Here is a 14,227-nt window from a genome sequence, read left to right as displayed (position 1 = left end):
GAATCATGCCATCCAGTTACGACGTCATCATTATCGGTGCCGGGGCCGCCGGACTCATGTGCGCCATGACCGCCGGCTACCGGGGTCGGCGTGTGCTGGTGATCGAGCATGCCCGCAGGCCCGGCCGCAAGATCCTGATGTCCGGTGGCGGGCGGTGCAATTTTACCAACCTCAACAGTACCCCGGCGAATTTCATTTCCGACAATCCAGGCTTCTGCATTTCCGCGCTTAAACGCTATACGCCGGAGAACTTCCTGGATCTGGTGGAGCGCCATGGCATTGAGCATGAGGAAAAGGCCGCCGGCCAGCTTTTCTGCCGGGACAGCGCCAAGGATATTGTCGAGCTGCTGCTCACGGAATGTGACTGGGCCGGGGTGGAGCTGATGCTCAGAACCCAGGTTGACGCCGTGGCCCAGAGCAGCGGCGGCTACCAGGTTTCCACCAGTGAAGGCACCTTCCGCAGTGAGTCACTGGTCGTCGCCTGTGGCGGCCTGTCCATTCCCACCATGGGCGCAACGGGATTTGGCTACGAGATTGCCCGCCAGTTCGGGATTCCGGTGCTGCCTACCCGCGCCGCGCTGGTTCCCTTTACGCTGGAACCGACGCTCAAGGAGCAGCTGTCTCCACTGGCCGGCATCAGCTGCCCCGTTGAGGTGCACTGTAACGGTGAGTCCTTTCGCGAACCCATGCTGGTCACCCATCGCGGGCTCAGCGGCCCCGCCATGCTCCAGATCTCCAGTTTCTGGGAACCGGGGGACGAGCTGGTGATTGACCTGTTGCCTTCGGATAACCCTCAGAACAGCCTCAGGCTGCGGCGCCAGGAGCGTCCGAGCACAACACTGACCCAGTACCTGAACGAGCAACTGCCCAAGCGCTTTGCCCGGGCTTTCAGCACGCTCCAGAATTGGGACCAACCGCTGCAGCACTACAGCAACCGTGATATTGATACCATTGCGGACACCCTCAAGCAGTGGACCATCCGCCCCGCCGGCACCGAAGGGTACCGCACGGCAGAAGTCACATTGGGCGGGGTGGATACCCGTGCGCTTTCCTCACAGACCATGGAAGTCAGGGATCAGCCGGGGCTCTTTTTCATCGGGGAGGTGGTGGATGTGACCGGCCACCTTGGCGGCCACAACTTCCAGTGGGCCTGGGCTTCCGGCGTCGCTGCCGGTCAGGCCTGCTGACGCTCTCCGATAAAGACGTAGTAGGCCAACGGCACCACGATCACGGTCAGGATTGTGGAGACCAGCAGGCCAAAGATCAGTGAAATCGCCAACCCATTGAAGATGGGATCAAACAGGATGAAGAAGGCGCCAAGCATGGCGGAGACGGCCGTCAGGAAGATCGGCTTGATCCGCACTGAACTGGCGAGCACGACAGCCTCCTCCAGGGGCCGGCCCTCGCGAAGCAGATCCTGTATGAAAACCACCAGCAGTATGGAATTACGCACGATGATGCCCGCCAGGGCAATCATGCCGATCATGCTGGTTGCCGTGAACTCCCTGCCCAGCAGGGCATGGCCCGGCATGATGCCGATCAGGGTCAGCGGAATCGGCGCCATCACGATCAGCGGGATACCGTAGGAGCCGAACTGGGCCACCAGCAGCAGGAAGATGGCCACGATGCCCACCGCGTAGGCGATCCCCATGTCACGAAAGGTCTCGTAGGTGATCTGCCACTCCCCGTCCCACTTGATCGCGGCGCTGTCCGGCCACTCCGGCTGGCTGATGTAATGCTGGGGCGGCGCATCCTCTTCGTCGCCCAGCTGACCCACCAGGTCAAACATGCCATACAGCGGCGAATCCACTTCGCCTGCCATGTCAGCGGTTACATAGCTCACCGGCATCAGGTCCTTGTGATGGATAACCCCCGGCCACTGACTGGGTTCAATGCTCGCCACCTGACCCAGCCGGATGAGTTCCCCCTGGCGATTCCGCACGGATAATGACAGCAGGGCGGATTTCTGGGCCCGGTCGCCTTCCTCCAGGATCACCCGGATGGGGACGGCATACTTCGCATTCGGATCCCGCAGGTAGGTCACGTTCCGGTTACCCAGGGTGGTCTCGAGTGTCTGGACCACCTGGGCCTGGGAAACACCGAGCGTCGCGGCGCGCTTGCGGTCCACCACCACGCGCCATTCCTCGGTTGGCGCCTCCACGCTGGTATCGATATCCACAAGCCCCTCGACACCCCCCATGCGATCGGCCAACTGTTTCGCCTGCTCAGCACGGCTTTCGGGCGTTGGGCCATAGACCTCCGCGACCAGGGGCGACAGTACCGGCGGCCCCGGCGGCACTTCCACGATCTTGACGGAAGCGTCATAGCGCTCCCCAATCTCCGTGAGAGGCTCGCGCATTGAAAGCGCGATGTCGTGGGACTGGCGCTCCCGGCCCTCGTCACGGAGATTGACCTGGAGATCGCCCTGGTAGGGCTCGCTGCGCAGGTAATACTGGCGCACCAGGCCATTGAAATTGATGGGCGATGCGGTGCCGGCGTAAGCCTGCCAGTTGGTGACCTCCTCCTGCTGTTCCAGGTATTCGCCCATTTCCGTCAGCACACGCTGGGTTTCCTCCATGGGGGTGTTTTCCGGCATGTCGACAACCACCTGCAGCTCGGACTTGTCGTCGAACGGCAGCATCTTGAGAACCACCAACATGAACACCGGCAGCGCAGCGGCGCCCAGGGTCAGCAGGATAAGCCCCGATGCCAGGCTGTGGCGGCGCCAGGAATGATCACCCAGAAAGGGATTCATAATGCGGTGGAAGAAACCGTGCAGCTTGGGATTCACGCCTTCGACAACGCTCTCGCTGTCGATCTCGCCCTGCCCCCGATCCGTCGGCTTGACCAGTCTCAGGGCCAGCCAGGGCGTCAGCACAAAGGCCACGATCTGGGAGAGCACCATGCCCGCCGAGGCATTGATGGGGATGGGACTCATGTAGGGGCCCATGAGGCCGGTCACGAATGCCATGGGAAGCAGCGCCGCCATGATGGTGAGGCTGGCCATGATGGTGGGCGTCCCCACCTCGTCCACCGCCCTGGGAATGACCCGTATGGCCGGATCACTGGAATTCTGGATACGTCGGTTCACGTTCTCCACGATGACGATGGCATCGTCGACCAGGATGCCGATGGCGAAGATGAGCGCGAACAGCGACACCCGGTTCAGGGTGAAGCCCCAGGCCCAGGAGAACACCAGGGTCAGCAGCAGGGTGAGCAGCACGGAAAGCCCCACCACCGCGGCCTGTCGCCACCCCATGGCGGCCAGCACCAGCAGCATGACCGAGATGGTGGCCATGACCAGGTCCGAGATCAGCTTCTGTGCCTTGTCCGAGGCCGTCTCACCGTAGTTGCGGGTGGTGAGTATGCGAGTATTGTCCGGAACCACCCGCCCTTTCAGAAGCTCAAGCCGGTCCTCCACCGCACGTGTCACGTCGATGGCGTTTTCCCCGGACTTCTTGGCGACGGCCATGGTAACGGCCGGATAGATGCGCCCCGGCTCGCCGTCTCCTGCCGGGCCGAAGCCAAGCTGCACACTCTCATCCGGGACTGTGCCGCCGCGCTTGACCGTGGCGACGTCGTTGAGGTGCACGGCCGCGCCCTGGTGATGGCCTACAACCAGGGTTTCCATCGTCTCCACATCAGACAGCAGCGTTCCCGCCTGCAACGGCACGGACAGCCGGTTACGCGTGATGCGCGTCTCCTGTCCACCGGCGTTGGCGGCGTTCAGGGCCTTATGGAGGTCATCCACGGACAGGTTGTAGCCCGTGAGTTTGGCCGGATCCACATGCACATCCACCCGGTCCGGGATTCCCCCCACGGTGTAGATATCACGGGTTCCCGGAACGCGCTTGAGTTCCGCCTCAAGGGTGTGCGCCAGGCGAGTCAGCTCCTCACCGGACTGTTTGCCCTCCGGATCGTAGAGCGTCAGCGTCATCACGGGCACATCGTCTATACCCCGGGGCTTGACGACGGGTTCACCGGCGCCCAGATCCCGCGGGAACCAGTCCTTGTTGGAATGAACCTTGTTGTAGAGCCGGACCAACGCCTCCTGGCGTGGAACGCCCACCTCGAACTGGACGGTGATCACCGCCGCGCCCTGGCGGGACATGGAATAGATGTGATCCACCCCCTGAACCTCGTCCAGGATCTGCTCACCGGGCGTGGCAATCAGGCTCTCCACTTCCCGGGCACTGGCCCCGGGAAAAGGGACCGTGATGTCCGCCATGGTCACATCGATCTGGGGCTCTTCCTCCTTGGGCGTCAGGATCACGACGACGATGCCCGCAAGCACGCCGATCAACGCGAGCAGCGGTGTCAGCCGGGAGTTCTGGAAGGCTCTGGCAATATGGCCGGAAGGGCCGAGGCGGGACGGTTCCGTCATCGGTCTGCGGCCTCCCGCAGTACCTGTTCATCCCCGGAAAGGCCGGAGAGAATCTCCAGCCGGCCATCACGGGAGACGCCCACGCGCACCTGGCGCAGTCGTGGTTCGCCCTCTTCGCCCTTGACGAACACGGCCCTCAGCTCACCCCGTCGGTACAGACTGCTCTGCGGCACCCACAGGGCCTCCCTTGTGTCCAGGGGAATGCCGACACGCACCAGCATCCCCGGGAAAAGCTGACCCTGGGGTTCGTTCAGGCGCAAGCGCAGACGGAAGCTGTGAGTTGCCTCATCAGCGTAGGGATAGAAGGTCATTTCCCCAGTCTCGAGTCGGCGTCCATCATCCAGCGTAACCGTGGCGTTCCGCTCCCGCCGGACCCGGTTCGCATACTGCTGGGGCAGCGAGACCACCACGCGGAGCTGCTCCAGTGACAGTCCCCGCATCAGCGGCTGGCCCATCATCACCGATTCACCCAGCTCCACCATCCGTTCCGTCACGATGCCACTGTAGGGCGCCTTAACCCGCGTGTAGTCAAGCTGCTGCTGGGCCTCGGCCACTTCCGCCTCGGTCCGGTTCACCCGGGCTTCGGCACCGTTCAGCCGGTTCCGCGCCTGATCCAGATCGGACTGGGTGGCCACATCACGTTCATAAAGAGACTGCACACGCTCAAAGTTCTGGCGCGCATCCTCGAGACCGGCTTCTGCCTCCTCCAGCGCCGATTCCGCCTGATTGAGGCGGGAGCGTTGCTCACTGTCCTCCAGCTGGATGATCAGGTCACCGGCATCAACCCGGTCATCCACGTCATAAGGCAGCTTTGTGACGGTGCCCGTGGTCTGTGCCGAAACGGTACTTTCGCGCACCGCCTCTATGACGCCATCAAGGCGCAATGTTTCAGACAGGGCCTCTTTTCTGACCTCTACCCAGTCATCGGCATGGAGCAGGCCTGAAACCAGACAGAGGGCCATCAGGGCGAGTAATTGGCGCATTGTGATTCCCGATACAGGTTTAGATTATTCTAATATTAAGTCTAGCAGCCGAACCTGATGACTGAAAGACAACACGTCCACCACGGGTGCCACGTGCTGCCTCCATAAAGGGGCGTCCATTATCCCTTGACCGCGCTGACGCCCCGATGATCGACGTCATCAATATCCCGTACCGGGAACTGCCTACTGGGCAGACCCATTATCCGACTTGAGCCGGATCGAGAGCTCCTCGAACAACCGGTAGAAAAGCGGCACAAAGAACAGCGCCAGGGTGCTGGCCGCGATCATGCCGCCAACCACCACGGTACCGATCTCTTGGCGGCTTGCCGCGCCGGCGCCGGTGGCGATCACCAGGGGCACGGAGCCGATGATGAAGGTCAGGGCCGTCATCATGATCGCCCGGAAGCGCTGGCGAGCAGCGGCGACCGCGGCCTCCTTGGGCGACATGCCCTCGCTGCGGTTCTGGGCGGCGAACTCCACGATCAGGATGGCGTTCTTGGCCGCCAGCCCGATCAGCACCAGCAGCCCCACCTGGAAGTAGATGTCGTTGGGGAAACCACGCAGCAACGAGGACAGCGCCGCGCCAAAGACCCCGAACGGAATGGCCGTAGCCACCGCCAGAGGTAACGTCAGACGCTCATACTGGGCCGCCAGGATCAGGAAGACCATGAGCAGGCCCAGGCCAAACGCAATTCCACCCGCCGAGCCGGCTACTTCCAGCTGGAAGGCCTCGCCGATCCAGCCGATGGGGTTGTTGGGCCCGAGGTTGGCATCGGCCACGGCCTTCATGGCGTTCATGGCGTCACCCGTGGTGTAGCCCGGCGCCGGGTCCGCCGTGATATTCGCGGAGGGATAGACGTTGAAGCGGTCCACGATATCGGCGCCCGTTTCCCGCGTCAGGTCCACCAATGAGCTGACGGGCAGCATCACGCCCTTGTCCGAACGCACGAACACGCGCCGCAGATCCTCCGGCTTGCTGCGGAACTCTCCTTCCGCCTGCATATTCACCTGCCAGTTCCGGCCCATCATGGTGAAGTCATTCACGTAGAAGCTGCCGAAGGTGCTCTGCAGGGCGGCAAAGACCTCGCTGACGGGCACGCCGAGCGCGCGTGATTTCTCACGGTCCACTTCCGCCTTGTAGCGTGGCGTTCCAACGGTGAGCTTGGTACGCGCGTTGGTCAGTTCGGGACGCTCATTGGCGGCGGCCACCACCTGCTGGGCCGTGTCATGGAGCTCCTCAATACTCATGTCCCCCTGGGACTGGATGTAACCCTCCACGCCGCCGGTAAGGGAAAGCCCCTGTATGGGCGGCGGTGAGAAGGACATGACATTGGCTTCCTGAAGGCCCTGCCCAAGGCCCATGATCTTACCGGCAACCGCTTGGGCGTTTTCCCCCTGCCCCTCGCGTTCGCTCCAGTCCTCAAGGATGACAAAGCCCGCAGCGGCATTGGGGCGACGGGCGCTGGCAAGCAGGTCATATCCGGCAAAGGCGACAACCTCCTCCACCTGCTCGATATCCATAACCTGGTCCACCAGCTTGTCGCGCATCGCCTCGGTGCGACCCATGGCCGATGCCGGCGGCAGGGAAGGCGCCATGATCACGAAGCCCTGATCCTCCTGGGGCACGAGCCCGGATGGCATCTTGTTCATCATCCACAGGGAAGTCCCGATGAAGGCCAGAAAGAGAATCACACCGATAACGGCATGATTGAGCAGCCAGCTGACACCGGCCACGAATCCGTTGGTAATCCGGTCAAAGGCGGCGTTGAACCACTGGAAGGGCTTGGATACATCCGCCGGTTCGCCTTCCAGCAGGCGGGCACACATGGCCGGGGTCAGGGTCAGCGCCACTACCCCGGAGATCACGATGGACACGGCGATGGTGACCGCGAACTGGCGGTAGAGTTCCCCGGTCAGCCCGCCCATGAAGGAGACAGGCGCAAACACCGCCACCAGCACCAGGGTGGAGGAGACAACCGCACCGGAGACCTGCTTCATGGTCTCAATCGAGGCGTCGCGGGCGGACATGCCTTCCTCGTGCATGAGCCGCTCCACGTTTTCCATAACGATAATGGCATTATCCACCACGATCCCGATGGCGAGAATGAGTCCGAACAGGGTCAGCAGGTTCACGGAAAACCCGAACAGCGTCATGCCCGCGAAGGTGCCCACCAGCGCCACGGGAATGGCCGCCAGTGGGATCAGGGTCGCGCGCAGGTGCTGCAGGAACACGAAGGTAACGATGGACACCAGCAACAGGGCAATCGCCAGCGTGATCAGCACCTCCTTGATGGACACCTCGATGAACTCGGTGGTGTCGTAGGGAATGTTGTACTCAAGGTCTTCCGGGAACCGCTCCTCCAGGTCCGCCAGGGCCTCACGCACGTTTGAGGCGGTTTCCAGGGCGTTGGCATCCGGCTGCTGGTAAACACCCACCGGTACCGTGGGCTGGCCGTTATAGGTGGCCGAGAAATCATAGTTCTGGGCACCCAGCTCCACGCTGGCCACATCCCCCAGCCTCAGCGACGCACCGTCCGAGGTGGTGCGGAGCATGATCTGCTCGAATTCCGAGGGATCGGTCATCTGGGAGGGCGTCGAAACGGTGTACGAGAATGCCTGGTCCTCGGGCGCCGGCTCACCGCCGAGGCGCCCGGCGGCAAACTGCGCATTCTGCTCGCGCAGGGCGTTGGCAATGTCCATGGGCGCAATGTTGTATTCCGCCATCTTGTCCGGCTGCAGCCAGATGCGCATGGAATAGTCCTGCGCACCGAACAGCGAGGCATTGCCCACGCCCGGCGTGCGCACCAGTTCGTCGATGACGTTCATCAGCGCATAGTTGCTGATATCGAGGGTGCCCATGTCACCGCTTTTCGAGGACAGGGCCACGACCTGCAGGATGGAGGTGGAACGGGCTTCAACATTCACGCCCTGGTTCCGGACCGCCTGCGGCAGGCTGGACATGGCACTCTGGACGCGGTTGTTCACGTTGATGGTCGCCTGGTCCGGGTCCGTGCCCTGCTGAAAGGAGACGGTGATCTGGACGGTGCCGGCATCCGTGCTGCTGGACTCCATGTAGATCATGTCGTCCACGCCGTTGATTTCCTGCTCCAGCGGGGCCGCCACGGAGTCGGCAAGCACCTCGGCGTTGGCGCCGGGGTAGGCGGCCTCGACCACGACTTCCGGCGGGACAACGTTCGGATACTGTTCCACCGGCATGGTCATCAGGGAAGCGCCGCCGGCAATCAGTATGATGATGGAGATGACCGACGCAAAAATGGGCCGGTCGATGAAAAAGCGCAGCATCAGCCAGCCTCCCCGTCAGTGTTGCCGTCGTCGTTCTGCACCTTCACTTTCGTGCCGGGCTGACGGATGCCGGCCATACCGTTGATAACGACCCGGTCGCCGGCTTCGAGGCCCTCCATGATTATGCGCTTCTCGCCGATGGTGCGCCCGGCCTCCACTGGACGTGCCTGGGCCTTGCCGTCACTGTCCACCACAAATACCTGAAGCCCCTCCTGGCCGTCCGAAACCGCCTTCGCCGGGATGGTGACAACATCCTCAAGCGTCTCCAGTTTCACGCGCACACGGGCAAACTGGCCGGGCACAACCTGGTGGTCATCATTGGGAAAGACCGCGCGGGCGGTAACAGTACCCGTTTCCGGATCAATGGTGCTGGCGGTGAAGTCAATCCGGCCGGTCTGTGCATACTCACTCCCGTCGGGCAGGATCAGGGCCGCCTCCCGGCTGTGCCCCTCCTTACCACCCTTCTGCATGGCTTCCCGGGCCTGGCGCCGGGCCATCGCATCGTCTTCCGGGAGGGAAAAACGAACATGCACCGGATTGAGCTGGGTAATGCGGGTCAGTTCCGCACCGCGGTCAATCAGGTTGCCCTCGGACTGCGTCTCCAGGCCGGTGATTCCGGTCACGGGTGCCTCCACCCTGGTGTAACCAAGCTCCAGTTCGGCCCGTTCCACCTCGGCCTCGGCAACCGCAACTGCGGCTCGAGCGGATTCAAACGCGGATTGCGCCCTGTCCCGCTCCCGCTCACTCACGGCATCCTGTTCGTAAAGACTCGCAATCCGGTTCCATTCCCGTTCCGCCTGGTTGAGTTCCGCGCGGGCCGTTTCCCGTTCCGCGCGCGCCGCCTGGAGCGCCACCTCAAAGGGCCTTGGGTCAATACGGAACAGGTTGTCGCCCTGGTCCACCAGGCTGCCCTCCTCGTAAAGCCGCTCCTCGAGCACTCCCTCAACCCGGGCGCGCACAACCACCTCCCGGGCGCCCCGAACACGGCCGGCATAATCTTCCTCAATGGTCACATCCGTGGTCTCGAGCTCAGTGACCGTTACCGGAGGGGGCGGCGTATCCTGCCCCTGCTGACCCTGCTGTTCACCACCACCGCAGGCGGCGAGCCCGAGGAGCGCGAGAACCACGATAAGGGCGTTCTGATGTTTCATTGCAGTTTCTCCAGTAACGGATTGGTCCGGCCATGAATGCGGCCGGACGGAATCAGGATTCGGTTGTCTCAGGTGCAAGGATGCCGTGGAAAAGAATGTCCACAATCTGGTCAGTCTGGTCGGAGCGGGAAGGACGATCGCCCGAAAGCCGCTGCGAGAAAACGGCGCCGTAGAGGAAATCACTGAACAGCTCCTGCGCCAGCTCCGGCGATATATCACGCATGCGCCCCTGACGTACAAGCGCCCGGAAGCGTTCCCGCCAGGCTTCGCCATGGATGTCCTGGTACACGAAATACATGGGCTTGGACTCGCGACGGAACTCGGAGCGCTCCTGGATGAACAGTTCCACGGTGCCCGGATTACGCTCGAAAAACGCCAGGTACCGGGAAATCCCCAGTCGAAGCTGCTCCAGCGGGTCCTCCAATGGATCCACGGCGCTGTTCACGTACTCGCTCAGGTCATCAACCGCCTTCTCCACGGTCGCCATGAACAGGGTTTCCTTGTTCGTAAAAAAGCGATAGACCGTGCCCTTGCCCACCCCGGCCTGCTCCGCGATCCGGTCCATATCCGTGCAGCGGTAACCAAGATCCGCAAAGACCACCGCCGCGGCGGCCAGGATCTCGCGGCGGCGTTCTTCGGGGGCTTTATGGCATCGCGTTGCCTGTTGGGTGTGATCAGTCACCCTGTGTACTCCCATCAAAATCAAAATGGACTGACGAGTCCGTCCGGATTCTAAAGGTGCCCCGGCCCCATTACAAGCTATCAATCAACCCTCGGACCATCACCGCTCTGGTAGAATCCGCCAACACGTAACCACTACCGGACTTCCAGGACGCCTCGGGCCCATGACCACCGACACCTTTTCTCAGCGCTTCAGCGGTATCGAACGCCTATACGGGGAATCGACAGCCCGCTCGATGGCGAACCAGCATGTGGCCGTTGCCGGTCTCGGCGGCGTTGGTTCCTGGGCGGCCGAGGCACTGGCGCGCAGCGGCATTGGTGCCCTGACCCTGATCGACCTGGACGAGGTCTGCATCTCCAACACCAACCGCCAGCTGCATGCCCTGGACGGCACCTTCGGGCAGCCCAAGATCGAGGTCATGGCCGAACGGCTGCGCGCCATCAATCCCGACTGCCGGGTAGAGACCCGGATGCAGTTCGTGACCGCCACCAATGTGGAATCCGTCATTGGCAAGCAGTTCGACGCCGTAGTGGACGCCATCGACAGCGTGAAACACAAGGCGGCACTGCTGGCCCACTGCCGCCGCCACAAGGTTTGGGTTATCTGCGCCGGAGGTGCTGGCGGCCAGACCGACCCGACGCAGATCCGGGTGGCGGACCTCAGTCGCACCACCCAGGACCCGCTGCTGGCCAAAGTCCGTAACCTACTCCGGCGTGAATACGGTTTCTCCCGAAATCCCAAGCGGCGTTTCGACATTCCGGCCATCTATTCGCTGGAGCAGCTCACCTACCCCGCTGCGGAAGGCGGAATCAGCCACGAGAAGCCCGGAGACGGTCCGGCCCGTCTGGACTGCAGCACCGGCTTCGGCGCGGCCAGCTTCGTGACCGGCACCTTCGGGTTTGTCGCCGCCTCAAAAGTTATGGAACGATTGGCCAAGCGCCACATTGCGGAGACCCGGGAGGACTGAATGGAACCGTTGATTGCACGCCTGGATGAACAGCTCCCCGCCCCCATCAGGGAGCGACGCCCCGTGGGTGGCGGCAGCATCAACGATGCCTGGCGGCTTGAACTGGAGGACGGCCAGCGCCTGTTCCTCAAGACCCATGGAAGACCGCCTGCCGGCTTCTTCGAGGCCGAAGCCGCTGGACTCCGGGCAATGGCCGATACCGGCTCAATACGGGTACCGGAAGTGATCGCCGTGGATGACGAATTCCTGGTCCTGGAGTGGCTGGAAGGGTCCCCGGGCGCGGACTACTGGACAACCTTCGGTGAACAGCTTGCCGCCCTCCACAGCCATACCAACAACCGCTTCGGGTTCGAGCGCGACAACTTCTGCGGGCTGACCCCGCAACCCAATCCCTGGACGGAAGACGGCTTCCGTTTCTTCGCCGAGTCCCGCCTCATCCACCAGGGCCGCCTGGCCCGGGATTCCGGACGCCTTGAGCCGGCGGATCTCCGCCGGCTTGAAACACTGGCCGCCCGACTGGACCGCTGGATTCCCGAACAACCGGCCAGCCTGATCCATGGGGATCTCTGGGGCGGCAACGCCCATACCGGCCCCAACGGCGAACCCGTGCTCATCGACCCGGCCACCCATTACGGCTGGCCCGAAGCCGACCTCGCCATGACCACCATGTTCGGCCGCTTCCACCGGGATTTCTACGAGGCCTACCTGGCCAACAGCTCCGTAGAGCGTGGCTGGGAAGAGCGTATCCCTCTGTACAACCTCTATCACGAACTGAACCACCTGAACCTCTTCGGTGGCCCCTATGTTCAGGCGGTAAGGCGGACGCTTGAGCGATATGTGTGAGGCGTCCTTGACGCCGGAATCGGGCTTCGAGTAGATTTACGCCGGTTTCGGCGTATCACGACAGACAGGATGTCACGGTCGCTCCCGCTGCCCTGAAACAAGGAAGACTCAAATGACCAGACCACACTCCTATATTGCCCACCCGCTCGTGAGCTCCAGCTGGCCTACGCTGCCATGATGATCACCCCGAAACTGCGCAAGCCAGCCCTGGCAATGGTTTTCACTGCGCTGGCGCTAACACTGATCCCACTAACATCCAGTCAGGTAATGGCCGATATGTTTGGATTCTTTAAACGCTATGACGTGCATTTATCCCCGGAAGTTCATGGACGAATAACGCTTAACGGGACCCCCCTGGAGGAAGTCCAAGTGAGTCGAGAACTTACCTACGGAAAAGAATACCTGGATAGAACGACGACAGACGTCAACGGACGTTTTTACTTCGCGGAAAAGAATATCCGCTCCGGGATCCCGGGAAAACTATTTAATGAGACTCGAAACAGACAAGTCATCGTTGCGGATTATGAAGGCGAGAAATATCTTCTGTGGCACACGGTTACTGACAGTATCGAGCCTCATGAAACGCTAACCCAGTTGCTGAAAAGCATGGATTGCGAGCTCTCCAATCCGGAAAAGCTTCAACACTTTGAAAGACACGAAAACCCCTCATTCACTCACAACATCCACAGCATCTGTCGCTGGAGCGAAGACGAACACTGAAATCCCAATACGTGTAAAAGGAGTTGCACATGGCAGCGCTACCACCCACTCTTGCCGCTGAACTGGCAGAGTCCGTTTACGGCATCATGACCCCCGGTTCAACTGGAACATACCGATTCGATCGATCACCGGCACTGGACAAGCGTTTTCAATTTGATCTCTCAAGCGGTCCGATAAAAGCCGAAACCGGCGGTTTTCTGGGTTTTTACCAGAAAACAACAGGTTTCGCCCTGATAGGACATGGTAAAGATCGCCATAAAGGGGAGCATGTAGTTGCCGTTCGAGGCACCAAGCTTGGACAGGACTGGCTCACCAACGGCAACGTCGGCCTTGCCACAAGCCACAACAACTCACCGGTGCATTCAGGATTCAATCAGACATTCAGCAGCATGAAACCGACCCTGGAAAAACGCCTGGGACGACAGGTCACGGGTGGCGGAACGGTCCACTGTGTGGGGCACAGCCTTGGTGGCGCCATGGCCTCGTTGATTGCGGACTGGGTTAAGGCGCGTTTCAACTGCACCGTTAACCTCTATACGTTCGGGGCGCCCAGAGTTGGACTTGATGGTTACGCGACTAAATCAACCTTTGCCATCGATGCCCACTACCGTTGTACGCACGGTGCTGATCCGGTGCCGATGGTTCCACTCTGGCCGTTTATTCACGCGCCCAATCAGGGAGGCGGTGAGTACCGTCTGGATGGCGGTCAGGGGATCAGCGTGGGCGCGCACATGATGGGTGTGGATGCTGCTCCGGGCTATCGCAATACAGCGCAGGGCGATGACTGGGGCGCTTTGAAGCGTCGCTCCACCAATTTCCTCAACCAGCCCGTTCGCCTCAAGTACGAACAGCGGCATCAGGCATCATTCACCACCTATTGGGCAGAAAAAATCAATGCGGCGCTGATTACCCTGCTTAAGGATGCAGGCTATTACAATGCTGTGGTCGCTCAGGCAGCGATTGGAACGACACTGACCTTTTATGACATGCTTTCCCGTGCCCTTGAGAAGGTAGCCAAGGCCTCTGAACAGTTTGCCAGCCAGACCGCTGGATTACTCGGTCATATGCTGGTGTTTGCAGGCCATGCCGCCAAGGCCGTTGTCGATCTCAGTTACCAGTTTATTCGCTGGGTATTTGACAAGGTATTATCCGCCCTTTACCGCAAGGTAAGACAGGCCATCGAAGTCATCTGAC

The 14,227-nt window shown here is 61.5% G+C and carries 10 protein-coding genes; 5 read left to right on the top strand and 5 right to left on the bottom strand.

The genetic code is table 11. From position 1 onward, the window contains the following. Window positions 1-5 precede the first annotated feature (5 nt). Window positions 6-1,187: a BaiN/RdsA family NAD(P)/FAD-dependent oxidoreductase gene (locus tag DES49_RS02335; RefSeq protein WP_133734758.1), complete on the top strand. Its 1,182-nt coding sequence runs from the start codon at window positions 6-8 to the stop codon at window positions 1,185-1,187. Here the strand turns inward: DES49_RS02335 and DES49_RS02330 are convergent. From DES49_RS02330 to DES49_RS02310, 5 genes are all read right to left on the bottom strand, one after another. Beyond that, a complete protein-coding gene (locus tag DES49_RS02330) occupies window positions 1,175-4,384 on the bottom strand; it encodes an efflux RND transporter permease subunit (protein WP_133734757.1) in 3,210 nt (1,069 codons plus the stop codon). The two genes, DES49_RS02335 and DES49_RS02330, sit on opposite strands and share 13 nt — an antisense overlap. Beyond that, window positions 4,381-5,367, bottom strand: coding sequence for an efflux RND transporter periplasmic adaptor subunit (locus DES49_RS02325; protein WP_133734756.1), 987 nt, complete (start codon window positions 5,365-5,367; stop codon window positions 4,381-4,383). The genes DES49_RS02330 and DES49_RS02325 overlap by 4 nt, the downstream gene beginning before the upstream one ends. Before the next feature lie 183 nt (window positions 5,368-5,550). Continuing rightward, a complete protein-coding gene (locus DES49_RS02320; protein WP_133734755.1) occupies window positions 5,551-8,670 on the bottom strand; it encodes an efflux RND transporter permease subunit in 3,120 nt (1,039 codons plus the stop codon). Next, window positions 8,670-9,821, bottom strand: coding sequence for an efflux RND transporter periplasmic adaptor subunit (locus tag DES49_RS02315; RefSeq protein WP_133734754.1), 1,152 nt, complete (start codon window positions 9,819-9,821; stop codon window positions 8,670-8,672). The genes DES49_RS02320 and DES49_RS02315 overlap by 1 nt, the downstream gene beginning before the upstream one ends. A gap of 52 nt (window positions 9,822-9,873) precedes the next feature. Beyond that, the gene (locus DES49_RS02310; RefSeq protein WP_166645962.1) at window positions 9,874-10,503 is read right to left on the bottom strand and encodes a TetR/AcrR family transcriptional regulator; all 630 of its coding nucleotides are present in this window, start codon (window positions 10,501-10,503) and stop codon (window positions 9,874-9,876) included. Between the two features lie 163 nt (window positions 10,504-10,666). On the opposite strand from DES49_RS02310, the gene tcdA reads away from it, so the two are divergent. The 4 genes from tcdA (at window position 10,667) to DES49_RS02290 (ending at window position 14,226) form a co-directional block, all read left to right on the top strand. Continuing rightward, window positions 10,667-11,470, top strand: coding sequence for a tRNA cyclic N6-threonylcarbamoyladenosine(37) synthase TcdA (gene tcdA, locus DES49_RS02305; RefSeq protein ID WP_133734752.1), 804 nt, complete (start codon window positions 10,667-10,669; stop codon window positions 11,468-11,470). Then, complete coding sequence (locus DES49_RS02300) at window positions 11,471-12,313, top strand: fructosamine kinase family protein (RefSeq protein WP_133734751.1); 843 nt, start codon at window positions 11,471-11,473, stop codon at window positions 12,311-12,313. Window positions 12,314-12,487: 174 nt separating this feature from the next. Continuing rightward, window positions 12,488-13,033, top strand: a complete 546-nt coding sequence (locus tag DES49_RS02295; protein WP_243864823.1) for a DUF6795 domain-containing protein — start codon at window positions 12,488-12,490, stop codon at window positions 13,031-13,033. Window positions 13,034-13,062: 29 nt separating this feature from the next. Beyond that, window positions 13,063-14,226, top strand: coding sequence for a lipase family protein (locus tag DES49_RS02290; protein ID WP_133734750.1), 1,164 nt, complete (start codon window positions 13,063-13,065; stop codon window positions 14,224-14,226). The last annotated feature ends 1 nt before the right edge of the window (window position 14,227 follow it).

This window comes from Halospina denitrificans (genome assembly GCF_004364635.1).
GTDB classification, from domain to species: Bacteria; Pseudomonadota; Gammaproteobacteria; order Pseudomonadales; family Oleiphilaceae; genus Halospina; species Halospina denitrificans.
This window is presented reverse-complemented; position numbering and strand designations above follow the sequence as displayed.

Excerpts from the sequence above, each read along its gene's own strand:
- DES49_RS02335 (WP_133734758.1), top strand. The coding sequence starts at position 6 with ATGCCATCCAGTTACGACGTCATCATTATCGGTGCCGGGGCCGCCGGA.
- DES49_RS02330 (WP_133734757.1), bottom strand. The coding sequence starts at position 4,384 with ATGACGGAACCGTCCCGCCTCGGCCCTTCCGGCCATATTGCCAGAGCC.
- DES49_RS02325 (WP_133734756.1), bottom strand. The coding sequence starts at position 5,367 with ATGCGCCAATTACTCGCCCTGATGGCCCTCTGTCTGGTTTCAGGCCTG.
- DES49_RS02320 (WP_133734755.1), bottom strand. The coding sequence starts at position 8,670 with ATGCTGCGCTTTTTCATCGACCGGCCCATTTTTGCGTCGGTCATCTCC.
- DES49_RS02315 (WP_133734754.1), bottom strand. The coding sequence starts at position 9,821 with ATGAAACATCAGAACGCCCTTATCGTGGTTCTCGCGCTCCTCGGGCTC.
- tcdA (WP_133734752.1), top strand. The coding sequence starts at position 10,667 with ATGACCACCGACACCTTTTCTCAGCGCTTCAGCGGTATCGAACGCCTA.
- DES49_RS02300 (WP_133734751.1), top strand. The coding sequence starts at position 11,471 with ATGGAACCGTTGATTGCACGCCTGGATGAACAGCTCCCCGCCCCCATC.
- DES49_RS02295 (WP_243864823.1), top strand. The coding sequence starts at position 12,488 with ATGATGATCACCCCGAAACTGCGCAAGCCAGCCCTGGCAATGGTTTTC.
- DES49_RS02290 (WP_133734750.1), top strand. The coding sequence starts at position 13,063 with ATGGCAGCGCTACCACCCACTCTTGCCGCTGAACTGGCAGAGTCCGTT.